This is a genomic window from Geodermatophilus sp. SYSU D00698 (assembly GCF_054050335.1).
In genome coordinates this window covers 35,863-62,259 of sequence record NZ_JBJGZD010000013.1, presented here as the reverse complement: position 1 = coordinate 62,259, position 26,397 = coordinate 35,863, and the positions used below count along the sequence as shown (strand labels likewise).

Genomic DNA, 26,397 nt, shown 5'->3' with positions numbered 1-26,397 from the left:
GACCGGGGATGACGCCTGCCGAGCGAAGGAGGGTCGCATGGACCTCGAGGACGTCCGCCTGGCCGTCTACACCGGGTTCGCCCTGGAGGGCCGCCCACCGGCTCCCGACGAGCTCGCCCACCGGTTCGACGTGTCACCGCAGCGCATCCGCGACGCCCTGGAGCAGCTCGCGGCCGCGCGGCACCTGGTCCTCGACCAGGGCGGCAGCATCGTCATGGCCCACCCCTTCTCGGCCATCCCCCTCGGCTTCTCCGTGATGGGCAGCTCGACGCTGTGGTGGGGTGGCTGCGCCTGGGACTCCTTCGCGATGCCCCACCTGCTCCACCGGGAACCGGCACTGCTCGTCGCGACGACCTGCCCCGCCTGCGCGGCCCCGCACGCGTGGAACGTCACGCGCACCGCACCGCCGGAGGGGGACCAGGTCGCCCACTTCCTCGTCCCCGCGGCGCGGATCTGGGACGACGTCGTCCGCACCTGCGGCCATCAGCGGATCTTCTGCGGCGAGACGTGCGTCGACGCGTGGCTCGACCGGACCGGGAACGACCGCGGCTACGTGATGGACCTGACCACGCTCTGGCGCCTCGCCTCGGACTGGTACACCGGCCGCTTCGACCGCGGGTACACCCGCCGCGAGCCCTCCCGGGCCGCCGACTACATGCGCAGCGTCGGTCTCTCCGGCCCCTTCTGGGGGCTCTGAGGGGCCGACGGGCGGGTCCCCTCGACCTCCTCCGGGTCGGCCTGCGTCGAGGTCGGTGATCGCTCCGGATGCCCTCGTCGCACGGTGCGGCAGGATCGGGGGCGTGCCGAGCCTCCGCATCACCCAGGACGACGCCGCCGACGACCTGCTCGGCCGCGACCCGCTCGCCCTCGTCCTCGGCATGCTGTTCGACCAGCAGTTCCCGATGGAGCGCGCCTTCGCCGGCCCGCGGCTGCTCGCCGACCGCATGGGGGTGGACACCCTCTCGGCGGCCGCGATCGCCGACGCCGACCCCGACGTCCTGCTCGCCTGGTTCCAGGGGCCGCCGGCCGTGCACCGCTACCCGGGCTCGATGGCCCAGCGCGCCCAGGCGCTGTGCCGGCTGCTCGTCGACCGCTACGACGGCCGGGCGGAGGGCCTGTGGGACGGCGTCCCGGACGGCGCCGCGCTGCTGCGCCGGATCGGCGAGCTGCCCGGCTTCGGCGCGCAGAAGGCGAAGATCCTCGTGGCGCTGCTCGGCAAGCAGTACGGCGTGACCCCGCCGGGGTGGCGCGAGGCGGCCGGGTCCTACGGCGAGGAGGGCTCGCGCCGGTCGGTCGCCGACATCACCGGCCCGGAGTCGCTGGCCGAGGTCAGGGCCGCGAAGCAGGCCGCCAAGCAGGCCGCCAAGCAGGCCGCCGAGCAGGCGGCCGAGGAGGCGGCGGAGCAGGCCGCCGGATAGGCGGCGGGGAGTCCGTCGCGACACGCTGGATCTGGCCCGCGATCGTCCGCGGAGGCACCTGCACAGCCCCTGTCCCGGTGGCACCATGGGGGCCGGACCGGGGATCCCCGGGGCCGGCCAGCAGGGACCGGACCCGGCCGCGAGGCGACAGCGTCGGGCCCCGGGCCGGCGGAGGGGATGGGTGTCCGTGGCCTCGAGCCAGCAGTCCGCACGACCCCGACGGTCGGAGCCGGTGCTCATCACGCAGGCAGAACCGAGCCTGGCCGAGCAGCACGCGGCCCGGAAGAAGCGGTACGTCCTCACCATGGCCGTCCGCGCCGTCGCCCTGGTGCTGGCCGCGGCGACCTACCAGATCCTGTGGCTGGCGATCGTGTTCGCCGTCCTCGGCACGGTGCTGCCGTGGATCGCCGTGGTCATGGCCAACGACCGGCCGCCGAAGAAGAAGCTCGACGCCCACCGGTACCGGGCGCCGCAGCCCGACCGCATCCTCGACGACCCGGCCCGCCGCCGGCGCGCCATCGAGGGCGGCACCGTCATCGAGGGCTGAGCCCCGGCCTCCGAGCCTCCTCAGCGCGCGCCCGGCCGGCCGACCACCTCGGCGGCCCGGACCAGCCCCGCGTCCAGCGCGGCGGCCGGGTCGGCGTCCGGCCCGCCCAGCCACACCGCGAGCAGCCCGGCGGTGAACGCGTCCCCGGCGCCGGTGGTGTCCACGACCCGGGCGGGGCGCGCCGGGCGGTGCAGCACCGCGGTCCCGGCGGCCCACAGCGCCCCGTCGCCCCCGAGGGTGACCGCGACCGCGCCGTGCCGGGCGGCCAGCGCCCGCGCGGCGTCGGTCACGTCCGCGCAGCCCGACAGCAGCCGCGCCTCGTCGGCGTTGGGCAGCAGCAGGTCGACGCCGGCGGTGTCGGCCAGCCACCGGTCCACGCCGTAGCCGGCCAGCGGGCCCGTCGACGCCGGGTCCAGCGACACCGTGCACCCGGCCGCCCGGGCCGCGGCCAGCGCCGCGAGCCCGGCCGCGCGGGGGCGCTCGTCGAGCAGCGTGTAGCCCGACAGGTGCAGGTGGGCGCCGGGCAGCGGCGGCGGGACGTCGTCGGGCCGCAGGTCCAGGTTGGCGCCGCGGTCGGCGAGCATGCTCCGCTGCCCGTCCGGCTCGACCAGGCTGACGATCGTCCCGCTGGCCGCGCCGGGCACGGTCCGCACCGCCAGGCCCACCCCGGCGGCGGCGAGCCCGGCCACCAGCGCCGCGCCGGCCGGGTCGTCGCCCACGCACCCGGCGAGGGTGACCGGCACCCCGAGCGCGGCCAGGTGCGCGGCGACGTTGGCCCCCGCCCCGCCCCCGCGGGTGCGGATGGCGGCCGGCCGGTCCGAGCCCGGCGCCGGCTCGCCGGACAGGACGGCGACGACGTCCGTGGCCAGGTCGCCGACGACGACGACCGGGCGGGTGCTCAGCGGGCCGCGGCGGCCAGCGCGGCCGCGATCCGCCCGGCGAGCTCCGCGTTGCGCAGCACGAGCCGCACGTTCACCGCGAGCGTCGCGCCCTCGCTGGCCCGGTGCAGGTGGTCGAGGACGAACGGCGTCACCGCCTTGCCGCGCACCCCGGCGGCCTCGGCGGCGGCCAGCGCGTCGGCGATGACCCGGGCGTGCAGCTCCGGGTCCAGCTGCTCGTCGGCCGGCAGCGGGTTGGCGACGACGACCGCGCCCGGCGCCACCGCGCGCCGCGCGGCGAGCACCGCGGCCGCCTGCTCGGGGGACTCGACCGCCCAGTCCACCTGGGCGCCGGAGTCGGCGACGTAGAAGCCGGGGAAGGTGCGGGTGCCGTAGCCGACGACGGTCACCGAGAGGCTCTCCAGCCGCTCCAGCGTGGCGGGGACGTCGAGGATGGACTTCACGCCGGCGCAGACGACGGCCAGCGAGGTGCGCGAGAGCGCGGTGAGGTCGGCGGACTCGTCGAAGGTCTCGGCCGACTGCCGGTGCACCCCGCCCAGGCCGCCGGTGGCGAACACGCCGATCCCCACGGCCTCCGCCAGCAGCGCGGTGCTCGAGACGGTGGTGGCGCCGGACAGGGCGAGCGCGGCGGCCACCGGCAGGTCCCGGACGCCGAGCTTGGCCAGGTCGGGGTCGGCGCACACCCGGTCGACCTGCTCGGCCGTCAGCCCCACGTGCGGCACGCCGTCGAGCACCGCGATCGTGGCCGGCACCGCGCCGCCCGCCCGCACGGCCGCCTCGACGTCGTCGGCGGCGGCGCGGTTGTCCGGCCGCGGCAGGCCGTGGGCGAGCAGCGTGCTCTCCAGGGCGACGACGGGGGCGCCGGCGTCGAGCGCCTCGGCCACCTCGGGGGAGAGGGTCACGGGTGCGGTGGCAGCACGGCGGGGCTCGGTGCGGGGAGCTTCGGGGAGCACCCTGCCATCATGGTGGGCGGGGCGGTCGCGCCCGGCCACCACCTCCGCCGGAGGACGCCGGGGTGCCCGCGCAGGAGACGTCCCCGAGCCAGGGAGAGACCGTGAGCAGCACCGACCTCCTCGAGAAGCCCGACGTCCGCGACTCGGACACCGGCAACGCCAACGAGGTCTTCCACTACGTCCGCAAGAACAAGATCGCAGAGAGCGCCGTCATGGGCACGCTGGTCGAGGCGCTGTGCGGCGAGGTGTTCCCGGTGACCAAGTCGCCCAAGCCCGGCAGCCCCGTCTGCCCGGCCTGCAAGGAGATCTACGAGCAGCTCCGCAAGGACTAGCGGAGTCCGAGGCGCTTGGCCTCGGCCTCGAGTTCGGCGGCGCGGCGGCGCTGCGCCCGGCGGGTGTGCCGGCGCAGCGGCGCCGGCCACCGCTCCTGGACGGTCGCGTTGAGCTCGGCGCCGAGCAGCACCGCCATCCCGAAGAAGAACAGGAACAGCAGCGCCGCGATCGGGGTCGCCAGCGCCCCGTAGGGCAGCGCGGCGACCAGGATGTCGGACACGTACAGCCGCAGCACCGTCGCCGCCACCATGAAGAAGCCGACGGCCAGCAGCGTGCCCGGCAGGTGCCGCCGCCACGGCAGCCGCCGCGGCAGGACCACGTGGTAGAAGCTCGTCAGCGCGAGCAGCAGGCCCACGACCACCACCGGCCAGTAGACGGCGTTGATCAGCACCGTCGCCGTCTCGTGCCACTCCGGCGGGAGCAGCCCGACCAGCACCCCGCGACCGAGCACCAGCAGCGGCAGCATGACCACCGCGAGCACCAGGCCGACGACGAACAGCCACAGCGCCATGAGCCGGGTGGCGATCGGGCCGCGGACGTCGCGCTGGTCGTAGGCGATGACGATCGTGTTCATGAACGTCGCCGTCGCCGAGGACCCGGCCCACAGGGTGAGCAGGAAGCCCACGCTCACGACGTCGAGCCGGCCCGAGGTCAGGATGTCGCTGAGCGTGGGCCGCACCAGCGAGTCGACGACGTCGGCGGTGAGCACCTCGCTGGAGGCGTCGACCAGCGTGTCCTCGATCGTCTGCACCGACTGCGCGCCGATCCAGTCGCCGAGGAAGCCGAGCGACCCGAGCAGCGCGATCAGCAGCGGCGGCACCGAGAGGATCTGCCAGAACGCCGCCTCGCCGGACAGCCCGAGGATGCGGTCCTGCCAGGCCTTGGCCACCGTGCGCCCGAGCACCTGCAGCGGCACCCGGACCACCGGCGGCCAGTGGTCGAGGCGGCCGGGGGCCGGGAGGTCGGCGCGGCTGGCGCCGGCGGGGGGCGGGGCGGCCGCGGGGGCGTGCGTGTCCTCCGCGGCCCCGTCGGTACGGGACCGCCCGCCGGCCCGCACGGTGCTCACCAGGCCAGTGTGCACGCCCGGCGCCCGCCCCTGCCGACGACGGGGCGGGGCCGGGCGTCGGTGGACCCGATCGGGGAGCGGGTCAGGCCGTGGGCCCCGCCGGCGGCGTGCCGCCGTCGGGCGGAGGTGCGGCCGGGTCGGCAGCCGGCGCCGGGGCGACGCAGCGGATGACCGCCTCGGCGGCGTAGCTGGTCTCGAACGTCTCCCGCTTGATCTCCGAGCCGCTCTGCAGGTCGCGGAACACCCGGGTCACGGTGACGTCGAAGCCCTGCACGCCGGACTGCGGGATGCAGTCGCCGTCGTCGACCTTCTCCTGCACCGCCGGCTGCCGGTAGTTCGTCCGCGGGCCCTCGACCGCCTCGATCTCGTAGCGCCGCGTCCCGTAGAAGGTCACCGTGATCGACCCGCCGGAGGCCCCGGGGGTCCACCGGGTGTCGACGAAGATGCCGGTGTCGGAGTCGTTGCGCCACTGCAGGTCGATCTGGCCCTCGTACACCGTGGCCTCGCGGCCGGCGGGGTAGCGGCTGATGTAGAAGCTGTGCGGCTTGTGGTAGATGTCCTCGAGCCCGGCGAAGAAGACCGCGTTGAACATCGTGGTGGCGAACTGGCTGATGCCGCCGCCGACCGCCGTCGACAGCTCGCCGCCGCTGATCACGTTGGCCGGCACGTAGCCCTGCGCGGTGCCGCGCGGGCCGGTGTGGGTGTTGAGGCTGAACGTCTCGCCGGGCAGCACCAGCGCGCCGTCGACCTCCTCGGCCACCGTCCGGATGTTGGTGGCGCTGGCGTTGTTCGTCGTCGTGGTCGTGAAGGAGCTGACCTCCTCGACGATGCCGAGCGCCTGCGCCTCCTCGGTGGTCAGCTCGGCCGGCACCGGGCCCAGCTGCGCGGTGACCGTGCGCGGCGCCGGGTCGTCCAGCACCTCGAGCAGCTGGCCGGACAGGGCCTGCGGGTCCACGCCGGTGCCGTCGACCGACGGCACGACCCGCACGCCGTCGCCCACGACCTCGAAGCGGGCGTCCTGCGCCGGCTCGCCGAAGGCGGTGAAGTCCTCGGCCATGGCCGACTGCAGCGCCGCCGGGTCGACGGCGACGGCGAGCTCGCCGCCGTCCTGCGGGGTGAACGTCAGGGACGCCGCGATCGCCTCGACCGGGACCTCGACCGAGGTGCCGCCGTCCTGGCTGGTCACCGTGACCGGCGCGGCGAGCGCGGGGGTGACGGTCTCGTCGAGGACGCGCTGCGCCTCCTCCGTGCCCACCCGCACCGGCTCGACGTCGACCGGCAGCTCGATCGGCGTCTCCGGGTCGCCGCCGGAGGCCAGCGCCGCGGTGATCGCCTCGGCGGCGCCCTCGCGGTCCAGCGTCCGGCCGTCCGCCGGCTCGACCAGGGTCGGCGTGGTGCCCTCGATCGCGATGGTCGCGTCGACCGGCACCCGGTCCACCTGGGTGGCGATGGTGTCGACCTGGGCGACCAGCGCGGTGTCCTCGCCGGTGATGACCGGGTCGACCTCGCGCTCGCTGAACAGCGACACCAGGCGGGTCCAGGGGTTCAGCGGCTGGTCGTCGGCGGCGTCGACGGTCGCGTCCACGTCGAGGGTGATGCCGGCGGTGGCGGGGGACAGGGTGGCCTCGACGTCGTCGGCGACGACGACGTGGTCGGCGGCCACCCGCGGGGCGAGGTCCTGCTCGAGCCGGTCGGCGGCGGCCGCGGGGGACAGGCCGCCGACGTCGATGCCGGCCACCACCGTGTTGCGGGGGACGTCGTCCCCGGCCACCAGCACGTCGACGCCCCAGGCCAGCCCGAGGACGGCGAGCAGGCCGACGGGGGCCAGGACGGCGGGCCGGCGCCAGCGGGGACGGCGGGCGCCCGCGGGCGGCTGGCCGGGACCGCCGCCGTCGCCCGGGCCGTCGCCGGAGCCGGGCGGGGGGACGGGGGGAGCGGCGGGCGACCGGGGAGCCGGCGGGTCGGCCGGGACGGCGGCACCGCCGAGGACGACGGTGTCCGAGGCCTCCCCGGCGGGAGCCTCGGCAGCGGCCGGCTCGACCGGGTGGGTGGTCCGCTGCCCGGTCTCCGGCGCGGCCGGGCCACCGGTCAGCGCGACGGTGTCGTGGACCGGGTCCGGCCCGGGCGTGTCGCCGGCGTCCGGGGCGGAGTGCCCCGGTGTGTCGGCGGGGGCGGCGGCCGGCGGAGGGGGTGCGTCGGGCCCGACGGGACCGCGGTCGCGGGGGACCGGGCGGGTGTCGTCGGACAGGCCCGCGTGCGCGTCGGCGTCCGCCTCGGGGGCGGTGCCGGTCGACGGGGAGGAGGCAGGGGGCTGCGGCATCGGGGGTTCCTCGGGTCGCCGTCGACCGGGGGACCCCGGGAACGACGGAGCCGCCGGGTCCCCGTCCGCGTCAGGCGGATCGGGGACGCCGGCGGCGGCGTCGGGTGAGGGCATCATCGCGGTGAGCGACGATAGCGCCTCTCTCAGTGTGCGAGGCGCTGCTCGCCGTCGGTCTCGATGATGTCGACGGCGATGTCACGGAGCTTGGACTCGTACTCGCGGGCGTGGTGCCCGCAGAACACGAGGTCGCTGCCACTGGCGAGCACGACACGCACCTTGGCCAGTGCGCCGCACCGGTCGCAGTGGAAGGGCACGACCAGGTCGTCGGCGGCGGGGGTCGTCGTCAGCGTCTGGGTCATCTGGGTCATCACTCGCTCTCTACCGCACGGACCCGCTGCTGCGGATCGGCCTCCTGCACAGCGCCAGGATGGATCCTCCTGTTCCCGTGCCTCGTGTCACTGCGGGCGACTCGCCGGGTTCCGGTGAGCCGGTGACCGCTGGGACCGGTGGGGACGGTGGTCAGCAGGGACCTCTGGGTGGTGCCGGTCTGTTGGTGGTGCTGGGTCGTTCCGGGCGCCGGGCTGGTTTCCGGCTGTGGGTCCGCTGCTGTCTCGACGTCGCCCACGCTACGCCGTCTACCCGGCCGGTGCCGCCGTACACCGCGCCGTCCGCCCGGCAGGGTGAGATCGTGACCATCCCGCAACGCGGCCGACACACGCCGATGGCCGGCACCCGTGCCGGGTGCCGGCCATCGTCGGTGCCGTGCTGGAACGGCCTCCTCGCAGGGACCCGGCCCGAGCGCCAGCGAGGGTCGGGGGGCGAGGAGGTCCTTCGTCAGTCGAGGTAGTCGCGCAGCACCTGGGAGCGGCTGGGGTGGCGCAGCTTCGACATCGTCTTGGACTCGATCTGCCGGATCCGCTCGCGGGTGACCCCGTAGACCTGGCCGATCTCGTCGAGCGTGCGCGGCTGGCCGTCGGTGAGGCCGAACCGCAGCCGGACCACGCCGGCCTCCCGCTCGGACAGCGTCTGCAGCACGCTGGTCAGCTGGTCCTGCATGAGGGTGAAGCTGACCGCGTCGACGGCGACGACCGCCTCGGAGTCCTCGATGAAGTCACCGAGCTGGCTGTCGCCCTCGTCGCCGATGGTCTGGTCGAGGCTGATCGGCTCCCGGGCGTACTGCTGGATCTCCAGCACCTTGTCCGGGGTGATGTCCATCTCCTTGGCCAGCTCCTCCGGGGTCGGCTCGCGCCCGAGGTCCTGGAGCAGCTCGCGCTGGATGCGGCCGAGCTTGTTGATGACCTCGACCATGTGCACCGGGATGCGGATGGTGCGGGCCTGGTCGGCCATGGCACGGGTGATCGCCTGCCGGATCCACCAGGTGGCGTACGTGGAGAACTTGTAGCCCTTGGTGTAGTCGAACTTCTCGACCGCGCGGATCAGGCCGAGGTTGCCCTCCTGGATCAGGTCCAGGAACGCCATGCCGCGGCCGGTGTAGCGCTTGGCGAGGGAGACCACCAGGCGGAGGTTGGCCTCCAGCAGGTGGTTCTTGGCGCGCTCGCCGTCGCGGATGATCCAGTTGAGGTCGCGGCGCATCTGCGGGGAGAGCTTCTGGCCCTCCTCCTCGACCTGGCGCATGCGCTCGGCGGCGTACAGGCCGGCCTCGATGCGCTTGGCCAGGTCGACCTCCTCCTCGGCGTTGAGGAGGGCGACCTTGCCGATCTGCTTGAGGTAGGCGCGGACCGAGTCGGCCGAGGCGGTGAGCTCGGCGTCCTTGCGGGCCTGCCGCAGCGCCTCGGACTCCTCCTCGTCGTCCCACTCGAAGTCGCCGCCCTCGGCGGTCTCCTCGGCGGCGGGCGCCTCGGCCTCGGCGCCGTCCGGACCGGCGACGACGGTCTCGTCGATGGTGAGGCCCTCGGCCCCGGCGTCGACCACCGCGACGGCGGAGTCCTCGGACGCGACGGCGGTCAGCACGGTGCCCTCACCGGTACCGGGGGAGGGGCTGATGCTCGGCTTCGCGGCTCCCTTGGGGGCGGCCGTCTTGGCCTTGCCCGTGGCGGCCCGCTTGCGTGCGGCGGGCTTGGCCGGCGCGTCGTCGGCGACGCCGACGGTGGCGCTGGTCCGGGGAGACCGGGTGCTCGCGGCGACCGTCTTCGAGCGGGTGCTGCTCGCGGCGGTGTCGTCCGGTGCAGGCTTGTCGGCGGGCACTCAGGATCCTTCCCGTGCTGGGTGCGTTCCCCGGGGGCGGTGTGACTCCCGGGCAGCGGCCCCGGCCGTCGGCCGCGGAGCGGGGAGGGCCCCAGAGTCCGGAACGGTGTTTCGCCGCTGCTCGGACGGGGGATGACTCCCGGCTGGGTGGTGACGGGCTGGGGCTCTTCCATTGTAGCGACGGGAGCCGGTGTGACCACCGCCTCGAACGGCGCGGGATCGCCCGGAAGGGCGGGACCGTGCCCCGGTCAGGGCTCCAGTCGCTCCGCGGCGGCCAGCGCGGCCCCGACGATGCCGGCGTCGTTCTGCAGCTGGGCGGGCACCACCGGCGTCCGCGTGCTCAGCAGCGGCACCCACTTGTGGGCCTTCTTGCTCACCCCGCCGCCGACGATGATCAGGTCGGGCCACAGCCCCGCCTCGAGGACGTCGAGGTAACGGTCGACGCGCTTGGCCCAGTGCGGGTAGCTGAGGTCCTCCCGCTCCCGGGCGGCCGCCGACGCGCGCTTCTCGCCGTCCTCGCCGTCGACCTGGATGTGCCCGAACTCGGTGTTGGGCACCAGCCGCCCGTCGACGAACAGCGCGCTGCCGATGCCGGTGCCGAAGGTGAGCATGAGGACGACGCCGTCCTGGTCCCGGCCGGCGCCGTAGCGCATCTCGGCCAGCCCGGCGGCGTCGGCGTCGTTGAGGGTCTCGACGGTCCCGGGCACCAGCGCGCTGAGCCCGGCGTCGACGTCGGTGCCGATCCAGGCCTTGTCCATGTTGGCGGCGGTGTGCGCGACCCCGCGCTTCATCACCCCGGGGTAGGTGACACCGATGCGGCTGGTCCAGCCGAAGGACGACACGATGCCGGCGACGACCTCGTAGACCGCCTCCGGTGTGGACGGCTGGGGCGTCTCCACCCGCACCCGCTCGCCCACGAGCGCACCGGCCTCGAGGTCGACCAGGCACCCCTTGATGCCGCTGCCGCCGATGTCCACGCCGAACCCCTGCACGCCGGTCACCCTAGTGACCGGGACCGCACCCCGGGCGGCGGCTCGGGCAGGATCGCCCGGGTGAGTGCCCCGCCGCCCCCCGCCGAGCTGCTCGGCCTCGCCGTCGCGACCGCCCGCGAGGCGGCCGACCTCGTCGCCCGCGAGCGCGGGTCGGCCGCGGCCGCCGTCGACGTCAAGAGCAGCCCCACCGACGTCGTCACCGCCGTCGACACCGCCTCCGAGCGGCTGATCACCGGCCGGCTGCTCGCCGCCCGGCCCGACGACGGCCTGCTCGGCGAGGAGGGCGCCTCCCGCGCGGGCACCAGCGGCGTGCGGTGGGTGGTCGACCCGATCGACGGCACCGTCAACTTCCTCTACGGGCTGCGCGGGTACGCCGTGTCCATCGCCGCCCAGGTCGACGGCGTCACGGTGGCCGGCGCGGTGCTCGACGTCCCCACCGGCGAGCTGTTCACCGCCACCGCGGGCGGCGGGGCGTTCCTCTCCACCCCGGCGCGGCCGGAGCCGGTGCGGCTGGAGGGCAACCGGCCGCCGTCCCTCGGGCAGACGCTGGTGGCCACCGGGTTCGGGTACCGCGTGGAGCAGCGGCGGGCCCAGGGCGCCGTCGTCGCCCAGCTGCTCCCCGAGGTCCGCGACATCCGCCGGCAGGGCTGCGCGTCGCTGGACCTGTGCTCGGTGGCCGCCGGGCGGGTGGACGCCTACTACGAGCTGGACCTCAAGCCCTGGGACCACGCCGCCGGCGCGCTGGTCGCCGCCGAGGCCGGGCTGGTGGTCACCGGCCTGCCCGGCCGGCCGTTCGCCGAGCCGATGGCGGTCGCCGTCCCCGAGACGGTGGCCGGGCCGCTGCTCGCGCTGCTCGACCGGCTCCACCCGGGGCTGCGCTGACGGGTCGTCAGCAGGCGGCCTCGGCGCTGGCGATCGGGGTGAGGGTGGCCGCGACCTGGTCGGCCGGGGCCAGCCCGGTGAACTGCGGGCCGATCACCAGGTCGACGCGGGCGTCGGCGCGGGTGTCCTGGTAGGCGCCGGCGTCCGGGAGGAACAGCGACAGGTACCGGGCGGCGTCGGTGCCGCGCGCGCCGTGCCGGATCTCGCCCGGGCCGGTCACCTCGCGGTCGGTCGGGTCGTTGGCGACCTCCTCGACGACGAAGCCGCGCGCGGTCAGCTCCCCGGCGACCTCCTGCGCCTTGCCCGCGAGGTCCGAGGCGTTGTAGACGCGCACCGTGACCGTGCTGGGGTCCAGCGACGGCGGCGCCGCCTCGGCGGTCTCGCACGCCGCTGCCTGCGCCGCGTCGCGGGCGCCCTCGTCGGAGAAGACCTTCCACCACACGGCGAGCGCGCCCAGGGCCAGCACGAGCAGGAAGACCAGCGGCGGCAGGTAGCGACGGTCCTTGCGGGGACGCACCGGCGGGGTGGCGGTGCTGGTGCTCACGGTCGTCCTCCTCGGCGGCGACCCGGAGGGGTCCGGCGGGCCGCGCCAGGTCGGGTCGCGCGGAGTCCAGGTCGGGTCGCGCGGAGTCTAGGCACGCCGCCGGCGCTCAGAGGGCACCGTCCTCCAGCGCGGCGCGTCCCAGCTCGACGCACGGGTCGATGCGGTCGGCGTAGCCGGAGGTGTCCTTGCCGGCCATCGCGCCGGCGGCCGAGCGGGCCACGATGCCGGCGACGATCGCGGCGAACTTGAAGAAGGCGAACCCGACGTACCAGTCGAGGTCGGAGAGGTCCACGCCGCTGCGCTCCGCGTACCGCTCGGCGATCTCCCGGCGGGTGGGGAAGCCGGGCAGCGTCGTCACCGGGCTGAGCACCGGGCGGGTCTCCCCGGCCTCGGGCCAGTAGACGAACAGCATCCCGATGTCGGTGAGCGGGTCGCCGAGGGTCGACATCTCCCAGTCGAGGACGGCGCGGACGGCGCCGGGGCGCTCGGGGTCGAGCAGGCAGTTGTCCAGCCGGTAGTCGCCGTGCACGATCCCGGTCCGCTGGGTGGCCGGCACGGTCTCGGCCAGCCGCTCGGCGAGGGCGTCCATGTGCGGGCGGTCGCGGTCGCGCGTGGCGTCCCACTGCTTGGTCCACCGGCGCACCTGCCGGGCGAGGAAGCCCTCGGGCCGGCCGAAGTCGCCCAGGCCCACGGCCTCGGCGTCGACGGCGTGCAGGTCGGCCAGGACGTCGATCAGCCCGTCGCCGATCCGCCGCCGCAGCTCCGGGGTGTCGGCGTAGCCGGCCGGGATCTCGTTCACCACGTGCAGGCCGACGACCCGCTCCATGACGTAGAACGGCGCGCCCAGCACCCCGGTGTCGGTGCACAGGTGCAGCGTCCGCGGTACCGGGACCGACGTCGGCCCGAGCGCGGAGACGACCTTGTGCTCGCGGACCATGTCGTGGGCGGTGGCGAGGACCGCGCCCGTCGGGGGCCGCCGCAGGATCACCGCGTCGTCGGCCGTGCCCCCGGCCGGGGTGACGACGTAGGTGAGGTTGGACATGCCCGCCGCGATCAGCTCGACGCTCACCTCCCGCCAGCGCTCGTCGTTGAGCACGGAGGCGAGATACGGACCGACGACGGCGGGGTCAGCTCCCACGGGACTCGACACGGGCGGCAGGGTAACCTCCGGCACTCCGCCTCCCGACCGCCCGCCCGGGCCGGTCCCGGCGCCCCGGACGGGCCGTCGTCCGTCCTCGTGTGTCCCGCGTGGACAGGCGGGCACAAACCGGGGCCGCACGGCGTTGGGGGGCTGCCGGTCCCGTACCGAGCCGACCCCGTGGTCGGCCGGGAGCAGGTCCGGTCCGTGACCAGCGGCCGCCCCCGGGCGGCCGGCCAGGCCGACGGCGGACCCCGCCGCCGTCGGACGAGGCGGACGCCCTGCGCGTCCGCGAACTACCCCGGAGGAGGGGCACACCCCATGGCCACCGACTACGACGCCCCGCGCCGCAACGAGGCCGACGAGCTCGGCGAGGACTCCCTCGAGGAGCTCAAGGCCCGTCGGGCGGAGGCCCAGTCGGCCTCGGTCGACGTCGACGAGACCGACTTCAACGAGAGCCTCGAGCTGCCCGGCGCGGACCTGTCCAACGAGGAGCTGACCGTCCGCGTGCTGCCGAAGCAGGAGGACGAGTTCACCTGCTCGCGCTGCTTCCTCGTGCAGCACCGCAGCCGGCTCGCCGCCACCCGCGGCGACCAGATGTACTGCCGCGACTGCGCCGCATGAGCCGCACCACCGCTTGACCGGACACGGGGGGAGCAGCCGATGACCGACCCGAGGGAGCGCATCGGCGCGCCCCGCGACGTCCCACCGCCCCGGCCCGTGCAGGACGCGCCCCGGCCGGGGCCGGACCGGTCGGGGGACGGTCCGGCCTGGCTGTCCGAGGACACCGGCCTGGGGCGGGCGGCCCGCACGGTCGCCGACGCCGTGACCCGGCTGCTCGGCGGGGGCGCCGACGAGGCGCCCGCCCCCGGGCAGCCGGACACCCGGCGGTCGGCCGCCGGTGTCCTCCGCGACGTCATCACCGCCCTGGGCGCCGCCGCGGCCGGCGCCGCCCGCCGTCCCGAGCAGCCGGAGGGGAGCGGACCAGACGACGAGGAGTCGGCCCGCGGCCCGGTCGGCGTGCTCGGCGAGCTGCTCACCGCCGCCGCACCCCGGCTGCCCGTCCGCGACGCCGCCCGGCTGCGTGCCGCCTACCCCGGGAAGTCGGACGAGGAGATCGCCGACGCCCTCGTCACCCGCTCGGCGCGGCTCACCGCCGCGGTCGGCGCGGCCACCGGCGGGCTCTCCGCGGCCCACTGGTTCGTGCCCGGGTCGCTGGTGGCGCTGCCGCTCGAGCTCGGCGCCGAGACACTGCTCACCGCCGGCATCGAGGTCGTCCTCCTCGGCGAGCTGCACGAGCTCGCGGGCCGGCCGGCCGGCGGCACACCGGCCGAGCGCGCCGCCGCCTACCTCTCCAGCTGGACCCAGCAGCGCGCCGTCGAGACCGGCGCGCGGGAGGGGCTGGGCGTCGTCCTCGGCACCGCCGGGTTCCGCGCCCTGCGCCGCCGGCTGTCCCGCCGGATGGCCCGCGGCCTCGGCTCGGCCGCGCCGCTGTTCGTCGGCGCGGCGCTCGGCGGCCGGAGCAACCTCAAGGCCACCGAGACCCTCGCCCGCCGGGTCCGCGCCGACCTGCGCCGCGGCCCGGCCTGAGGTCCCGGCCGGTCCGCCGACCCCGCCCCGGCGCGGTTAGGGTCGCCGTCGTGGCCGACCCCCTGGAGGTCCCCGTCCGGCTGACCGCGGCGGGGGCGACACCCCCGCGCTACGCGCTGCCCGGCGACGCGGGCGCCGACCTCACCATCACCGAGGACGTGCACCTGGCGCCGTTCGAGCGCGCGCTCGTGGGCACCGGCGTGGCCGTGGCCATCCCCGAGGGCTACGCCGGGTTCGTGCACCCGCGCTCGGGCCTCGCCGCCCGGCACGGCCTGAGCCTGGTCAACGCCCCCGGCACCATCGACGCCGGCTACCGCGGCGAGATCAAGGTGAACCTCGTGAACCTCGACCCGGCCACCCCGCTGACGCTGCGCGCCGGCGACCGGGTCGCGCAGCTGGTCGTGCAGCCGGTCGTCACCGCCCGCTTCGTACCGGTCGAGGCGCTGCCGGAGAGCGTCCGCGGCGAGGGCGGACACGGGTCCACCGGCGCGGGACAGGAGGCCTGAGATGCCCTTCGGACGACGGCGCAACCGGATCGACCGCAGCCTGCGCGAGCGCGGCGTCCCGCCGGAGCCACAGCACCGCGAGCGCGACGTCGAGGAGACCACCGGCCCCTACGACGAGGCCGACGCCCCCGACGACGGCACGCCCCGCGTCGACCTGGGCTCGCTGCGGCTGCCCGCCGTCCCCGGCACCGAGCTGCGGGTGGACCTCAACCAGCAGCAGAAGGTGATCGGCGCGACCCTGCGCTACGGCGACTCGCTGCTGCAGCTGTCCGCCTTCGCCGCACCCCGCGCCGCCGGCATCTGGGACGACGTCCGCGCCGAGCTGGCGCGCAGCGCCTCCGGCCAGGGCGGGCGGCTGCAGGAGACCGAGGGCCCCTTCGGTCCCGAGCTGGCCGGCACCGTCGTGGTCGCCCCGCCGCCCCAGCCCGGCGGGCCCCCGCCGAAGCCGGTGCGCCGGGCGGCGCGCTTCCTCGGCGTCGACGGGCCCCGCTGGTTCCTCCGGGGGATGATCAGCGGCCCCGCCGCCGAGTCGCCCGAGGCGGCGGCGGTGCTCGAGGACGTCTTCCGCCGGGTGGTCGTGGTCCGGGGCACCTCGCCGATGCCGGTGCGCGAGCAGCTGCCGCTCACCCTCCCGCCGCAGGCCGCCGCGCAGCTGGCCCGCCAGCAGCAGGCGGGGCAGCAGCCGGGGCAGCAGCCGGGGCGACCGGCGGCCCCGCCGCGGCCGACCGGGTGACCCCCGCGGTCGTCGCCTACGGCTCCCACCCCGACCAGTTCCTCGAGCTGACCCTGCCCGGCGGGCACGACCCGGCGCCCGTGGTCGTCGTGCTGCACGGCGGGTTCTGGCGGGCCGCGTACGGCGTCGAGCTGGCCCGCCCGCTGGCCGCCGACCTCGCCGCCGCCGGGTACGCCGCCGTCGCCGTCGAGTACCGGCGGGTCGGCAGCGGCGGCGGGTGGCCGGCCACCCCGGAGGACGTCGCCGCCGCGCTCGACGCGCTGCCGGACCTCCCGGACGCCGGCCGGCTGGACCTCGGCTCGGTCACCGTCGTCGGGCACTCCGCCGGCGGGCACCTGGCCGCGTGGGCCGCCGGGCGGACGCGGCTGCCGGCCGGCGCGCCCGGCGCCGCCCCGCGGGTGCGGGTGACCGCGGCGGTCCTGCAGGCCGGCGTCGTGGACCTGGGCCGGGCGGCGGAGCAGCGCCTGGGCCGCGGCGCGGTCCAGGAGTTCCTCGGCGGCGAGCCGGGTGAGGTGCCCGGCCGCTACGCGGCCGCCGACCCGGTCGGGCTGCTGCCCACCGGCGCCGACGTGCTGTGCGTGCACGGCACCGAGGACGACGTCGTGCCGCCCGAGCAGTCGCAGCGGTACGCGGCGGCGGCCGCGGCGGCCGGCGACCGGGTGACCGTGCGCACCGTCCCGGGCGGTCACCGGGTGCCCATCGACCCGGCGGGGGAGGCCTGGGCGGTGGTCCGCGCGTGGCTGGGGGAACGCACCGCCGGCCGGGTGGGCGGCACTACCCTGGAACCGTGACACAGACCCGTCCCGGCGGCTGGCTCGCACGCACGCTGCAGCGGCTGACCGCCGACGACTCCGCCATCGACGCGCAGGAGCTGCGCGAGGAGTCCGACCGCGCCGGCTGCGAGCCGGTGAGCGCCTGCCGCAAGGGGGCGGTGGTGACCGTGACCGGCCGGCTCAAGTCGGTCGTCTACACCCCGCGCGAGACGGTACCCACCCTGGAGGCGGAGCTGTTCGACGGCTCCGGCTCGGTCACCCTGGTCTGGCTGGGCCGCCGGCGCATCCCGGGCATCGAGCCCGGCCGGACGCTGACCGCCCGCGGCCGGTTCGCCAACTTCGACGGCCGCAAGGTCATCTACAACCCCTGGTACGAGCTGAGCGCGGGGTGATCCCGGCGGCCGACGACGACGGCCGGCGCGATCCGGGGGGAGCAGCACCGCACCAGGAGCCCACGCACGCGGACGGCACCACGACCGAGGACACGGGCCGGGGCGTCACCTTCGACCGGCACCTGGTGCTGGAGCAGCTCGGCGGCTGGCGCGGCATGGTCGACGCCACGCTGCCCACGCTGGCCTTCATCGTCGCCAACTCGATCGGCGACCTGCGCACCGGGATCTGGGCCGCCGTCGGCGCCGCCGTGCTGGTCCTGCTGGTCCGGCTGGTGCGCCGGGAGAGCGTGCAGCAGGCGTTCAGCGGCCTGTTCGGCGTCGCGGTGGCGGTCGCCATCGCCGCCGCCTCGGGGCAGGCGCGCAACTACTTCGTGCCGGGGATCATCCGCAACGCCGTGATCGGCGTGGTGCTGCTCGGCTCCGTGCCGCTGCGCTGGCCGCTGGTCGGCGTGGTCGCCGAGTGGCTCGCGCCGAGCCACCTGGGGTCGATGGCCGCGCACACGCTGCCCGGCCTGCGGCGCCGCGTCGACAGCGCCCGCGCCCGGCTGCACCACCAGCCGCGCCCGCACCCCCCGGAGCCCGGGCCCGCGCAGACCGGGCGCCCGGCCGACCCCGAGCCCGAGCGGCACTGGCGCGACGACCCCCGGATGGTGCGCGCCTACGGCTGGCTGACCGTCGTCTGGGCGGTGACGTTCCTGCTGCGCGTCGCCGTGCAGACGCCGCTCTACCTCGCCGACGAGGAGGACCTGCTCGGCGTCGCCTCGCTCGTCCTCGGCCTGCCGGTGACCGCGGCCGCCCTCGCGCTCACGCTCTGGGTCGTCGCCCGCCTGCACCGCCACCGCGTGGAGACCGACGCCGGCGGCGGGTGAGAGGGCCTCGCACCGGGTGTCCCTGGTCGTGGCGCGAGCCAGGGAGTCGCGTTCACCGGACCTGCCGGGGAGCGACGGGGAGTCAGGAGACCGTCGGCGGCCAGCGATGCCTGCGCCACGCGTCCCATGACGCGTACCCGGCCGGCGGATCGTCGATCGGTTCGTCGCCGTCGAGCTCACCCGGCGTCGGGGGCTGGATGATGCCGGCCCACTCGGCGAGTTCCTCGTCGGACATGGGCCACGTGGTGTGCGGCTCGTCAGCCTGCCGCTGGTCCAGACGCGTCCGCTGTTCCGCCGGGGGCACCTCGAAGTAGCGCATCTCCACGCGTGCGCCGCGGTCCGCTGCTGCCTGTCGTAGCGCGGACCGCTCGTCCCGCCGCCACAGTCCGAAGTCGATCACCACGTCGTTGCCCAGTTCGAGGGCCCGCAACCCGATCTCGATGAGCCGTCCTTCGATCACGTCCGAGGCCGACGGTGGATTCTGCCGCCCGAAGAGGGCCTTCACCCACTCGTCCTTGGTGAGGCGAAGCGCACCGCGCTCGATCTCGAGGGACCGCGCAGCAGTGGTCTTCCCCGTGGCCGGCAACCCCACGGTCAGGAAGAGCGTCGGTCGCCTCGAGACCACCGTCATCACTCTCCCTCGGCTGCGCGAACGCTCCACCGTCGCGGGCCGCGCACTCTCGACGCGCACCCGTGACGGGTCGGGAAGGGAACCGACGTCGGACCGGTCCCCGCACGGTGACCGCCGGCGCCGTCCGTGCACCGGAGGCGCACCCGGTCAGAGAGCGGTCGGCGACAGGACCTGCTGCAGCTGCTCCTCGACGTCGGCGTGCGTGACGAACAGCAGCTCGTCGCCGACCTCGAGCGGCTCGTCCGGGGTGGGCGTGATGACCCGGTCGCCGCGCAGCATCGCCGTCAGCACCGTCTCGCGCGGCAGCGGCACCTCGCGCAGCGGCCGGCCGGCCCACGGGGTGTTCTCGGCGAGGGTGATCTCGACCAGGTTGGCCGCGCCCTTGCGGAAGCTCATCAGTCGGACGACGTCACCGACGGTCACCGCCTCCTCGACCAGCGCGGCGAGCACCCGCGGGGTGGAGACGGCGACGTCGACGCCCCACGCCTCGGTGTAGAGCCACTCGTTGCGCGGGTCCTTGACGCGGGCGACGACGCGGTTGACCGCGAACTCGGTCTTGGCCAGCAGCGAGACGACGAGGTTGGCCTTGTCGTCGCCGGTGGCCGCGACGACGACGTCGCAGGTGGCCAGCTGGGCCTCCTCGAGCGAGGAGACCTCGCAGGCGTCGGCCTGGACCCACTCCGCGCCCGGCACCGCACGGGTGCGGACCTTGCGGCCGTCCTTCTCGATGAGCATCACGGTGTGTCCGTTGTTGAGCAGCTCCCCGGCGATGGAGCGGCCGACCGCCCCGGCGCCCACGATGGCCACGCGCATCAGGCCCTGCCCTCCTCGGGGTGCTCGATCGTCCGGTGCACGCGGTCGGAGATCTCGTCGGTGGCCGCGACGACGAGCTGGTCGCCGTCCTGCAGCACGGTGGACGCGGTGGGCAGCTGCGCCTCCCCGAAGCGGACCAGCCAGGCGGCCCGGGCGCCGGAGGCGGCCTCGAGCTCGGAGAGCCTGCGGCCCACCCAGCCGTCGGTGACGGTCACCCGCATCAGCAGCACCCGGCCGGTGGGTTCCCGCCAGATCTCGCTGACCTTGACCGACAGCAGCTCGCGCAGCAGCCGGTTCACCGTCCACGGCACGGTCGCGACGCTCGGGATGCCCATCCGCTCGAACACCTCGGCGCGCTTGGAGTCGTAGATCCGGGCGACGACGTGCTGGACGCCGAAGGTCTCCCGCGCCACGCGCGCGCTGATGATGTTCGAGTTGTCGCCGCTGCTGACGGCGGCGAAGGCGCCGGCGGAGTCGATGCCGGCGTCGAGCAGCACCTGCCGGTCGAAGCCCAGGCCGGTCACCTGCCGGCCGGTGAACTCGGGCCCGAGCCGGCGGAACGCCTCCGGGTCCTGGTCGATCACCGCGACGCTGTGGCCGATCTGCTCCAGCCGTCGCGCGATGGCCGAGCCGACACGGCCGCAGCCCATGACGACCACGTGCACGTGTCGCTCCCGCATGCCTCGCACGGGCGCCGTCCGCCCGCGGTCCAGGGCGCGAAGCTACACCCGTCCCCGGGTGGTCCGGGGGGTGCGCCGGGACCGCGTGCCCCCTCCGGGCGGGACGCCCGGCGCGGAGCGGCACCGGGTGCCCCCGCGTCCGTACCATCGCCGCCGTGCCCAAGCTGTCCGACCTCGGACAACTCCCCAAACGGCTCGTCGTCGGCCGGCCGGTCCGCAGCGACCGCGCAGGGGAGTCCCTGCTCCCGAAGTCCCTGGCCCTGCCGATCTTCGCCAGCGATCCGCTCTCCTCCGTGGCCTACGCCACCCAGGAGATCCTGATCGTCCTGACGCTGGCCGGCACCGCGTTCCTGTTCCTCGCGCCGTGGCTGGCCGTCGTCGTCGTGCTGCTGCTGGCGACCGTCGTGCTGTCCTACCGCCAGGTGGTGCACGCCTACCCCTCGGGCGGCGGCGACTACGAGGTCGCGATGAAGAACCACGGCCAGTTCGCCGGGCTCACCGTCGCCAGCGCGCTGCTGGTCGACTACGTGCTCACCGTGGCCGTGTCCGTGTCGGCGGGCACCGACAACATCATCTCGGCCTTCCCCACGCTCAACGAGCACCGGGTGCTCATCGCCGTCGGGCTGGTCGCGCTGCTGGCGGCGACCAACCTGCGCGGCGTGCGGGAGTCGGGCAAGACGTTCGCCGTCCCGACGTACCTGTTCGTCGCCGGGATCATGGTCATGATCGTCACGGGGCTGGTCCGCGACCTCTTCACCGACTCCCCGGTCATCGCCGAGAGCGCCGGCTGGTCGGTCCTGCCCGAGGCGGGCTACGACGACCTCGGTGGCGTCGCGCTGGTGTTCTTCGCGCTGCGGGCCTTCGCCTCCGGGTGCACCGCGCTGACCGGCGTTGAGGCCATCGCCAACGGCGTCCCCGCGTTCCGCCCGCCGAAGTCCAGGAACGCCGCCACGACGCTGGCGCTCATGGGCGGGATCGCCGCGACGATGTTCGCCGGCGTCACCGCGCTCGCCCTCTTCGGCGACGTCCGGTACGCGGAGAACACCTGCGACCTCGTCGGCTTCCCGGGCGACTGCGAGACCGACCCCCAGCGCACGGTCATCGCCCAGCTCGCCGCGGCCACCTTCGGCGGGGACACCTCGGTCGGCTTCTTCTACATCCAGGCGGCCACCGCTCTGGTGCTGATCCTCGCCGCCAACACCGCCTTCAACGGCTTCCCGCTGCTGGGCTCGGTGCTCGCGCAGGACCGGTTCCTGCCCCGCCAGCTGCACACCCGCGGCGACAAGCTGGTCTACAGCAACGGCATCCTGCTGCTGGCCGGCTTCGCGGCGCTGCTGATCCTCGCCTTCGAGGCCGACCCGAACCGACTGATCCAGATGTACATCGTCGGGGTCTTCACCAGCTTCACGATCGGCCAGTGGGGCATGGTGCGGCACTGGAACCGGGAGATCCGGCTGTCGGGCGACGCGGCCGAGAAGCGGCGGATGCGCCGCTCGCAGGTCATCAACACCATCGGCGGCAGCCTGACCACCGTCGTGCTGCTGATCATCGTGGTCACGAAGTTCACCCGCGGCGCCTACCTGGTCATCCTCGTGATGCCGGTGCTGTTCCTGCTGATGAAGGCGATCAACCGGCACTACTCGCACGTGGCCTCGCAGCTGGTGCCCGACACCGACGCCCGCATGCTGCCGAGCAAGGTGCACGCGATCGTGCTGGTGTCCAAGGTGCACAAGCCGACGCTGCGGGCGCTGGCCTTCGCCCGCGCCACCCGGCCCGACGTGCTGACCGCGCTGACGGTCAACGTGGACCCGGGTGACACGCGCGCGCTGCAGGCGGACTGGGAGCGCTACGACGTCCCGGTCCCGCTGACCGTGCTGGAGTCGCCGTACCGGGAGATCACCCGGCCGGTCGTCGACTACGTCAAGGGCATCCGCCGGGACAGCCCCCGCGAGCTGGTCATCGTGTTCGTGCCGCAGTACGTCGTCGGCCACTGGTGGGAAAACGTGCTGCACAACCAGAGCGCGCTGCGGCTGCGCGCCCGGCTGCAGTTCCAGCCCGGCGTCATGATCACCACGGTGCCGTGGCAGCTGGAGAGCTCCATCGGCCGCGGCGACGAGGACGACCGCCGTTCCGGCCCCATGCCCGGCGACCTGCGCCGCGGCCTCACCGACGACCAGGTCGAGGCCACCCCCTATGGCTGACCGGCGGCGCCGCCCGGCAGCCCGCCCGGCCCGCCCGCCCCGGCCCGACCGGGGTGCGGGGTGGACCGGCCGGGAGTTCGAGGTGACCGTCGGCCCGGTCGCGCACGGCGGGCACTGCGTGGCCCGGCACGAGGGCCGGGTGGTGTTCGTCCGGCACGCGCTGCCCGGTGAGCGGGTGGTCGTCCGGGTCACCGAGGACCGCCAGCCCGGCTACTGCCGCGCCGACGCCGTCGAGGTGCTCGAGGCCGCGCCCGACCGGGTGGAGCGGCCCTGCCCGCACAGCGGCCCGGGGCGCTGCGGCGGCTGCGACTGGCAGCACGTCTCCTGGGAGGGGCAGCGGCGGCTCAAGGCCGACGTCGTCCGCGAGCAGCTGACCCGGCTCGGCGGCCTGGACGCCGCCGACCCCGTGCTGGCCGGCCTCGCCGTCGAGGCGCTGCCCGGGGGGCCGCTGCGCTGGCGGTCCCGGGCGCGGTTCGCCGTCGGCCGGGACGGGGTGCCCGGGCTGCGCCGGCACCGCTCGCACGACGTGCACGTCCTCGACGACTGCCCGATCACCGTCGAGCCGGCCGCGCGGGCGGTGCTGTCGCGGCGCTGGCCGGGGGCCGGGGCGGTGGACGTCGCCGTCGACTCGGCGGGCACGGTGACCACCACGCGGCTGGACCGCCGCGGCGTGCCGACGTCGACCCGCGTGCTCCGGGCCGGCGACGACGTCCCCGCCGAGCCGGCCGGGCGGGCCGGGCGCCACGCCGCCGGGCGGGACTGGGAGGTCGAGGGCACCGGTTTCTGGCAGGTGCACGAGGCGGCCGCCGACGCGCTGGTGGGCGCGGTGTCCGCGCTGGCCGGCGTGCGGCCGGGGGAGACGGTGCTCGACCTGTACGCCGGCGCCGGGCTGTTCGGCGGCGCGCTGGCGCCCGGGGTGTGGGAGTCCGGCCGGGTGGTGTGCGTGGAGGCCGACGCCGAGGCGTGCGCCGCCGCGGAGGTCAACCTGGGCGACCTGCCGCAGGCCGAGGTGTGGCAGGGCGAGGTGGACGCCGAGGGGCTCACCGGGCTGCTCGAGGAGCTCGGCGGCGTGCCCGACGTCGTGGTGCTGGACCCGCCGCGCGCCGGGGCGGGCGCCGCGGTGAGCCGCGTGCTGGCCGGCACCGGGGCGCGGGCCGTCGTCTACGTCGCCTGCGACCCGGCGTCGCTGGGCCGCGACGTCGCCGCCTTCACCGGTGCCGGGTACCGCCTGGCCGCCCTGCGCGCCTTCGACGCCTTCCCGATGACCGCGCACGTGGAGTGCGTCGCCCTGCTGGTGCCCGCCCCCTGATCGGCCCCACGGGGAGGGCCCGGCACGGTGGGCGGCGGGGCGTGCAGGTCCCCGTCGGCACCCATCCCGGGGTCCTGGTCGACCCGGCCGTGCCGTCCCCGAGGGGGCTGTCCGACGCCCGCCGCGCGCGGCTGCAGCACCTGGTCGCGCTGCCGTGGACGGTCCGGCTGGCGCGGGTCGTCTCCGGCGCCGGGCGCCAGGCCGGTGGGACCGCGGCCGCGCTGCGGAGGCCACCGACCTGACGGTCGCCGTCGACCCGGAGCTCGGGGAGGACGACCGCTCCGCCACCGGTCTCCTGCCGCCCGCGGAGTGCGAGGCGACGGCGGACGCCTCCTCCGCCCGGCCCACCGGGAGCGAGCGGTGGGGGAGCGGAGGGGTGGGCACGTCGTTGCCGTGCCGGGTGCTCGGTGTGCCCATCGCCCGGTGGTGGGACCAGCCCGGGCAGGGGAGCGTCTTCCCCCACGACCCGGCGACCGGCCACGGCGCCGGTTCCTGGGCGCGGCTGGGGCTGCCGGACGGCGCCTCGCTACCGTGTCCTCCGTGACCACCTGGGAGTACGCCTCGGTCATCACGGCCAACGACACCGAGTCGCAGCGCGCGGGGGTGAGCGTCAAGCTCCCCGGCGGCTCGCTGGAGCGGCAGCAGGGGGACACCAGCTCGGTGCTCAACCGGCTCGGCGGCGAGGGCTGGGAGCTGGTCAGCTACCACTCGAGCGGTGCGGGCACCTGGGGTTTCGAGCAGTTCTGGCTGAAGCGACAGCGGGACTGATCGCGCTCCGCCCGTGTCGATCACCGGCTGCGTGCACGCGACGCGCGCCGACACGCCGGTACGGGCGGCACGCAGCCGATGACCAACCCGACCGTGGTCGGGCCGGTCCGTCGGTGATCACGACCGGGTGACGACGGCGCGCCTCCCGTCGAACACGTGTTCGACCTGCGGCAGGATGCCGGACGTGGGTGGGAGCGTGCCTCCGGGTTGGCCGGAGCAGGTGCGGCCCCCGGGCGCCCCCGACTGGGAGCACACCGCGGTGGCCTGGCTGTTCGACCTCGTCCCGCCCGACTACCGCGCCCACGAGGTGCTGCGCCGCTATCCGCTGCTGCTCGCCCGGTTCGCCGGCGACCACGTCGCGGCCGGCCTCGAGGCGGCGCGGGCGGGCTGGCGCACGGTCCGCGTCGAGCTGGCCGACCACCTGCCGCCGGACGCCATCGAGGCCGCTGTCACCGCCTACGAGCGGGAGGGCGCGCGGCTGGCCGCGGCGGCGCGCGGCGTCGAGGTCGTCGCCGGGGCGCTGCGCGGCGAGGTCTGGGTCCCCCGCCTGTGAGTAGTGGCACCCGGGGGCCCGGTCGTCGTCCGCGGGCCCCCGGGGCCCTAGCCGGTCAGCCGGTCGGCCTCCCGGAGCGCGACCGCCAACGCGCCGAGCACCTCCGCGCGGGCCCCGAGCGAGCCGGGGACCACGGTCAGCTGCTCGGCCGCGGCGGGGATGGCGGACTGCTCGAGCGCCCGCCGCAGCGGGTCGACGAGCAGGTCGCCGGCGGTGCCCAGCTCGCCGCCGACGACGATGCGGTCGGGGTTGAGCACGTTGACCAGGCCGCCGAGCACGAAGCCGACCGAGGCCCCGGCGTCGGCGATCAGCCGACGGCAGGCCTGGTCGCCGTCCTGGGCGCCGGCCACCAACGACCGCAGGTCGGTGTAGTGGGGGGCGGCGGTGTTGATGGCCCGCAGCAGCGCGGTGCCGCCGGCGGTCAGCTCCAGGCAGCCGCGGTTGCCGCAGCGGCACAGCGGGCCGGTCGGGTCCAGGCTCACGTGGCCCATCTCGCCGGCGGTGCCGGTGACGCCGCGCAGCAGGTCGCCGTCGATGACCAGCGCCCCGCCGACGCCGGTCGCCATCTTCAGGTAGAGGGTGGCGCACGAGCCGCGGCCGGCGCCCCAGCGGACCTCGGCGACGGCGCCCAGGTTGGCGTCGTTCTCCACGATGACCGGGACGCCGAGCCGCTCCTGCAGCGCCGGCGCCGGCGTCCGGCCCGACCAGCTCGGCAAGATGTTCGACCGCGCCACGGTGCCGCGCGAGCTCGCCGCCCGGCCGACCACCGGCGTCGGCAGGCCGACCACCGCGCCGACGACGTCCTCGGTGCAGGCGCCGGCCCGCCGCAGCTCGGCCCGCACCTGCCCGGCCACGGTGTCGAGGACCGCGTCGGAGTCCAGGTCGGCGACCGGCAGCGTGGTGGTCTCCTCGCCGACGATCTCGTGCGAGAGGTCGGCCACCGCGACCCGGACGTGGGTGCGCCCGATGTCGACCCCGACGACCACGCCGGCCCGGCGCGTCAGGTGCACCAGCCGCGCGGGCCGGCCGCCGGTCTCCACCGCGCCCGCGTCGTCGCCGGGCGCCACCAGCCCGCGGTCGACGAGGTCGGCCACGTAGCCGGAGACCGTGGCGCGGGAGAGCCCCGTCCGCTCGACCAGCTGCGCCCGCGTCGAGGGGCCGCTCACCCGCAGTGCCTCGACCAGCCGCCGCGAGGGGCCCGTGATGTCGGGCAGCCACGGGCGGAGGTCCATGGCGGGCATCGTCCGAGCGTGCTCGTGTTCTGTCAATCACCGACAGAAGG

General features: G+C 75.9%; 30 protein-coding genes. 17 read left to right on the top strand and 13 right to left on the bottom strand.

Going from position 1 to position 26,397, the window contains the following annotated elements; translation table 11 throughout:
- The first annotated feature begins 37 nt into the window (after nucleotides 1-37).
- From merB to ACI8AB_RS13440, 3 genes are all read left to right on the top strand, one after another.
- Nucleotides 38-697: an organomercurial lyase gene (gene merB, locus ACI8AB_RS13450; RefSeq protein WP_456950519.1), complete on the top strand. Its 660-nt coding sequence runs from the start codon at nucleotides 38-40 to the stop codon at nucleotides 695-697.
- A 103-nt stretch (nucleotides 698-800) separates the two neighbouring features.
- Nucleotides 801-1,418 (top strand): HhH-GPD-type base excision DNA repair protein, encoded by a 618-nt coding sequence (locus ACI8AB_RS13445; RefSeq protein ID WP_456950518.1) that lies wholly within the window; start codon nucleotides 801-803, stop codon nucleotides 1,416-1,418.
- 232 nt (nucleotides 1,419-1,650) lie between these two features.
- Nucleotides 1,651-1,965, top strand: coding sequence for a DUF3099 domain-containing protein (locus tag ACI8AB_RS13440; protein WP_387990813.1), 315 nt, complete (start codon nucleotides 1,651-1,653; stop codon nucleotides 1,963-1,965).
- 20 nt (nucleotides 1,966-1,985) lie between these two features.
- Here ACI8AB_RS13440 and ACI8AB_RS13435 read toward each other — a convergent pair whose 3' ends face one another.
- Nucleotides 1,986-2,867 carry a carbohydrate kinase family protein gene (locus ACI8AB_RS13435; protein ID WP_456950569.1) on the bottom strand — a complete coding sequence of 294 codons (882 nt, stop codon included), beginning with the start codon at nucleotides 2,865-2,867 and terminating at the stop codon, nucleotides 1,986-1,988.
- Nucleotides 2,864-3,766 carry a pseudouridine-5'-phosphate glycosidase gene (locus ACI8AB_RS13430; RefSeq protein ID WP_456950517.1) on the bottom strand — a complete coding sequence of 301 codons (903 nt, stop codon included), beginning with the start codon at nucleotides 3,764-3,766 and terminating at the stop codon, nucleotides 2,864-2,866. The genes ACI8AB_RS13435 and ACI8AB_RS13430 overlap by 4 nt, the downstream gene beginning before the upstream one ends.
- Nucleotides 3,767-3,918: 152 nt before the next feature.
- On the opposite strand from ACI8AB_RS13430, the gene ACI8AB_RS13425 reads away from it, so the two are divergent.
- Nucleotides 3,919-4,149, top strand: a complete 231-nt coding sequence (locus tag ACI8AB_RS13425) for a DUF3039 domain-containing protein (protein WP_456903269.1) — start codon at nucleotides 3,919-3,921, stop codon at nucleotides 4,147-4,149.
- Here ACI8AB_RS13425 and ACI8AB_RS13420 read toward each other — a convergent pair.
- The 5 genes from ACI8AB_RS13420 to ppgK form a co-directional block, all read right to left on the bottom strand.
- Nucleotides 4,146-5,216 (bottom strand): YihY/virulence factor BrkB family protein, encoded by a 1,071-nt coding sequence (locus ACI8AB_RS13420; protein ID WP_456950516.1) that lies wholly within the window; start codon nucleotides 5,214-5,216, stop codon nucleotides 4,146-4,148. The genes ACI8AB_RS13425 and ACI8AB_RS13420 overlap by 4 nt on opposite strands.
- Before the next feature lie 82 nt (nucleotides 5,217-5,298).
- On the bottom strand, nucleotides 5,299-7,536 hold the full coding sequence (locus ACI8AB_RS13415; RefSeq protein ID WP_456950515.1) for a VanW family protein: 2,238 nt from the start codon (nucleotides 7,534-7,536) through the stop codon (nucleotides 5,299-5,301).
- 143 nt (nucleotides 7,537-7,679) lie between these two features.
- A complete protein-coding gene (locus tag ACI8AB_RS13410; RefSeq protein WP_143108228.1) occupies nucleotides 7,680-7,904 on the bottom strand; it encodes a DUF7455 domain-containing protein in 225 nt (74 codons plus the stop codon).
- Between the two features lie 466 nt (nucleotides 7,905-8,370).
- Nucleotides 8,371-9,741, bottom strand: a complete 1,371-nt coding sequence (locus ACI8AB_RS13405) for an RNA polymerase sigma factor (RefSeq protein WP_456950514.1) — start codon at nucleotides 9,739-9,741, stop codon at nucleotides 8,371-8,373.
- A gap of 248 nt (nucleotides 9,742-9,989) precedes the next feature.
- Nucleotides 9,990-10,733 carry a polyphosphate--glucose phosphotransferase gene (gene ppgK / locus ACI8AB_RS13400; RefSeq protein ID WP_456950513.1) on the bottom strand — a complete coding sequence of 248 codons (744 nt, stop codon included), beginning with the start codon at nucleotides 10,731-10,733 and terminating at the stop codon, nucleotides 9,990-9,992.
- Nucleotides 10,734-10,793: 60 nt separating this feature from the next.
- Here ppgK and ACI8AB_RS13395 point away from each other — a divergent pair, with 60 nt between their 5' ends.
- Complete coding sequence (locus tag ACI8AB_RS13395) at nucleotides 10,794-11,615, top strand: inositol monophosphatase family protein (RefSeq protein WP_456950512.1); 822 nt, start codon at nucleotides 10,794-10,796, stop codon at nucleotides 11,613-11,615.
- A gap of 7 nt (nucleotides 11,616-11,622) precedes the next feature.
- Here ACI8AB_RS13395 and ACI8AB_RS13390 read toward each other — a convergent pair whose 3' ends face one another.
- A complete protein-coding gene (locus ACI8AB_RS13390) occupies nucleotides 11,623-12,159 on the bottom strand; it encodes a LytR C-terminal domain-containing protein (RefSeq protein ID WP_456950511.1) in 537 nt (178 codons plus the stop codon).
- A gap of 106 nt (nucleotides 12,160-12,265) precedes the next feature.
- Entirely contained in the window at nucleotides 12,266-13,309 is a 1,044-nt protein-coding gene (locus ACI8AB_RS13385; RefSeq protein WP_456903264.1) for a phosphotransferase family protein, read from the bottom strand.
- Nucleotides 13,310-13,618: 309 nt separating this feature from the next.
- On the opposite strand from ACI8AB_RS13385, the gene ACI8AB_RS13380 reads away from it, so the two are divergent.
- The 7 genes from ACI8AB_RS13380 to ACI8AB_RS13350 are packed head-to-tail and all read left to right on the top strand — an operon-like array spanning nucleotide 13,619 to nucleotide 18,160.
- Nucleotides 13,619-13,921 carry a DUF4193 domain-containing protein gene (locus ACI8AB_RS13380; RefSeq protein WP_204693870.1) on the top strand — a complete coding sequence of 101 codons (303 nt, stop codon included), beginning with the start codon at nucleotides 13,619-13,621 and terminating at the stop codon, nucleotides 13,919-13,921.
- A gap of 39 nt (nucleotides 13,922-13,960) precedes the next feature.
- Complete coding sequence (locus tag ACI8AB_RS13375) at nucleotides 13,961-14,887, top strand: hypothetical protein (protein WP_456950510.1); 927 nt, start codon at nucleotides 13,961-13,963, stop codon at nucleotides 14,885-14,887.
- A gap of 50 nt (nucleotides 14,888-14,937) precedes the next feature.
- Entirely contained in the window at nucleotides 14,938-15,393 is a 456-nt protein-coding gene (dut, locus tag ACI8AB_RS13370) for a dUTP diphosphatase (protein ID WP_387990845.1), read from the top strand.
- Between the two features lies 1 nt (nucleotide 15,394).
- On the top strand, nucleotides 15,395-16,126 hold the full coding sequence (locus ACI8AB_RS13365) for a DUF3710 domain-containing protein (protein WP_456950509.1): 732 nt from the start codon (nucleotides 15,395-15,397) through the stop codon (nucleotides 16,124-16,126).
- Nucleotides 16,123-16,917: an alpha/beta hydrolase family protein gene (locus ACI8AB_RS13360; RefSeq protein ID WP_456950508.1), complete on the top strand. Its 795-nt coding sequence runs from the start codon at nucleotides 16,123-16,125 to the stop codon at nucleotides 16,915-16,917. Before ACI8AB_RS13365 ends, ACI8AB_RS13360 begins: the two co-directional genes overlap by 4 nt.
- A complete protein-coding gene (locus tag ACI8AB_RS13355) occupies nucleotides 16,914-17,291 on the top strand; it encodes an OB-fold nucleic acid binding domain-containing protein (protein WP_387990854.1) in 378 nt (125 codons plus the stop codon). Before ACI8AB_RS13360 ends, ACI8AB_RS13355 begins: the two co-directional genes overlap by 4 nt.
- Entirely contained in the window at nucleotides 17,288-18,160 is an 873-nt protein-coding gene (locus tag ACI8AB_RS13350; RefSeq protein ID WP_456950507.1) for a DUF3159 domain-containing protein, read from the top strand. Before ACI8AB_RS13355 ends, ACI8AB_RS13350 begins: the two co-directional genes overlap by 4 nt.
- 82 nt (nucleotides 18,161-18,242) lie before the next feature.
- Here ACI8AB_RS13350 and ACI8AB_RS13345 read toward each other — a convergent pair whose 3' ends face one another.
- The 3 genes from ACI8AB_RS13345 to ACI8AB_RS13335 form a co-directional block, all read right to left on the bottom strand.
- Nucleotides 18,243-18,791 (bottom strand): AAA family ATPase, encoded by a 549-nt coding sequence (locus ACI8AB_RS13345; protein ID WP_456950506.1) that lies wholly within the window; start codon nucleotides 18,789-18,791, stop codon nucleotides 18,243-18,245.
- A gap of 147 nt (nucleotides 18,792-18,938) precedes the next feature.
- Nucleotides 18,939-19,604 carry a potassium channel family protein gene (locus tag ACI8AB_RS13340; RefSeq protein ID WP_387990860.1) on the bottom strand — a complete coding sequence of 222 codons (666 nt, stop codon included), beginning with the start codon at nucleotides 19,602-19,604 and terminating at the stop codon, nucleotides 18,939-18,941.
- Nucleotides 19,604-20,269, bottom strand: coding sequence for a potassium channel family protein (locus tag ACI8AB_RS13335; RefSeq protein ID WP_387990863.1), 666 nt, complete (start codon nucleotides 20,267-20,269; stop codon nucleotides 19,604-19,606). Before ACI8AB_RS13335 ends, ACI8AB_RS13340 begins: the two co-directional genes overlap by 1 nt.
- A 170-nt stretch (nucleotides 20,270-20,439) precedes the next feature.
- Here ACI8AB_RS13335 and ACI8AB_RS13330 point away from each other — a divergent pair, with 170 nt between their 5' ends.
- The 5 genes from ACI8AB_RS13330 (at nucleotide 20,440) to ACI8AB_RS13310 (ending at nucleotide 25,115) form a co-directional block, all read left to right on the top strand.
- Nucleotides 20,440-22,485, top strand: a complete 2,046-nt coding sequence (locus tag ACI8AB_RS13330) for an APC family permease (RefSeq protein ID WP_456950505.1) — start codon at nucleotides 20,440-20,442, stop codon at nucleotides 22,483-22,485.
- A complete protein-coding gene (locus ACI8AB_RS13325; protein WP_456950504.1) occupies nucleotides 22,478-23,794 on the top strand; it encodes a class I SAM-dependent RNA methyltransferase in 1,317 nt (438 codons plus the stop codon). Before ACI8AB_RS13330 ends, ACI8AB_RS13325 begins: the two co-directional genes overlap by 8 nt.
- Before the next feature lie 41 nt (nucleotides 23,795-23,835).
- A complete protein-coding gene (locus tag ACI8AB_RS13320; protein ID WP_456950503.1) occupies nucleotides 23,836-24,036 on the top strand; it encodes a hypothetical protein in 201 nt (66 codons plus the stop codon).
- Nucleotides 24,037-24,334: 298 nt separating this feature from the next.
- Entirely contained in the window at nucleotides 24,335-24,562 is a 228-nt protein-coding gene (locus tag ACI8AB_RS13315; protein WP_387990871.1) for a DUF4177 domain-containing protein, read from the top strand.
- 196 nt (nucleotides 24,563-24,758) lie between these two features.
- On the top strand, nucleotides 24,759-25,115 hold the full coding sequence (locus tag ACI8AB_RS13310; RefSeq protein WP_456950502.1) for a hypothetical protein: 357 nt from the start codon (nucleotides 24,759-24,761) through the stop codon (nucleotides 25,113-25,115).
- A 47-nt stretch (nucleotides 25,116-25,162) separates the two neighbouring features.
- Here ACI8AB_RS13310 and ACI8AB_RS13305 read toward each other — a convergent pair whose 3' ends face one another.
- Complete coding sequence (locus ACI8AB_RS13305) at nucleotides 25,163-26,347, bottom strand: ROK family protein (protein ID WP_456950501.1); 1,185 nt, start codon at nucleotides 26,345-26,347, stop codon at nucleotides 25,163-25,165.
- Nucleotides 26,348-26,397: the final 50 nt, after the last annotated feature.

Bases quoted from the DNA above. Each gene is read 5' to 3' on its own strand.
- ACI8AB_RS13340 (WP_387990860.1), bottom strand. From the start codon at position 19,604: ATGCGCGTGGCCATCGTGGGCGCCGGGGCGGTCGGCCGCTCCATCGCC.
- ACI8AB_RS13380 (WP_204693870.1), top strand. From the start codon at position 13,619: ATGGCCACCGACTACGACGCCCCGCGCCGCAACGAGGCCGACGAGCTC.
- ACI8AB_RS13345 (WP_456950506.1), bottom strand. From the start codon at position 18,791: ATGACGGTGGTCTCGAGGCGACCGACGCTCTTCCTGACCGTGGGGTTG.
- ACI8AB_RS13410 (WP_143108228.1), bottom strand. From the start codon at position 7,904: ATGACCCAGATGACCCAGACGCTGACGACGACCCCCGCCGCCGACGAC.
- ACI8AB_RS13305 (WP_456950501.1), bottom strand. From the start codon at position 26,347: ATGGACCTCCGCCCGTGGCTGCCCGACATCACGGGCCCCTCGCGGCGG.
- ACI8AB_RS13365 (WP_456950509.1), top strand. From the start codon at position 15,395: ATGCCCTTCGGACGACGGCGCAACCGGATCGACCGCAGCCTGCGCGAG.
- ACI8AB_RS13325 (WP_456950504.1), top strand. From the start codon at position 22,478: ATGGCTGACCGGCGGCGCCGCCCGGCAGCCCGCCCGGCCCGCCCGCCC.
- ACI8AB_RS13375 (WP_456950510.1), top strand. From the start codon at position 13,961: ATGACCGACCCGAGGGAGCGCATCGGCGCGCCCCGCGACGTCCCACCG.
- ACI8AB_RS13415 (WP_456950515.1), bottom strand. From the start codon at position 7,536: ATGCCGCAGCCCCCTGCCTCCTCCCCGTCGACCGGCACCGCCCCCGAG.
- merB (WP_456950519.1), top strand. From the start codon at position 38: ATGGACCTCGAGGACGTCCGCCTGGCCGTCTACACCGGGTTCGCCCTG.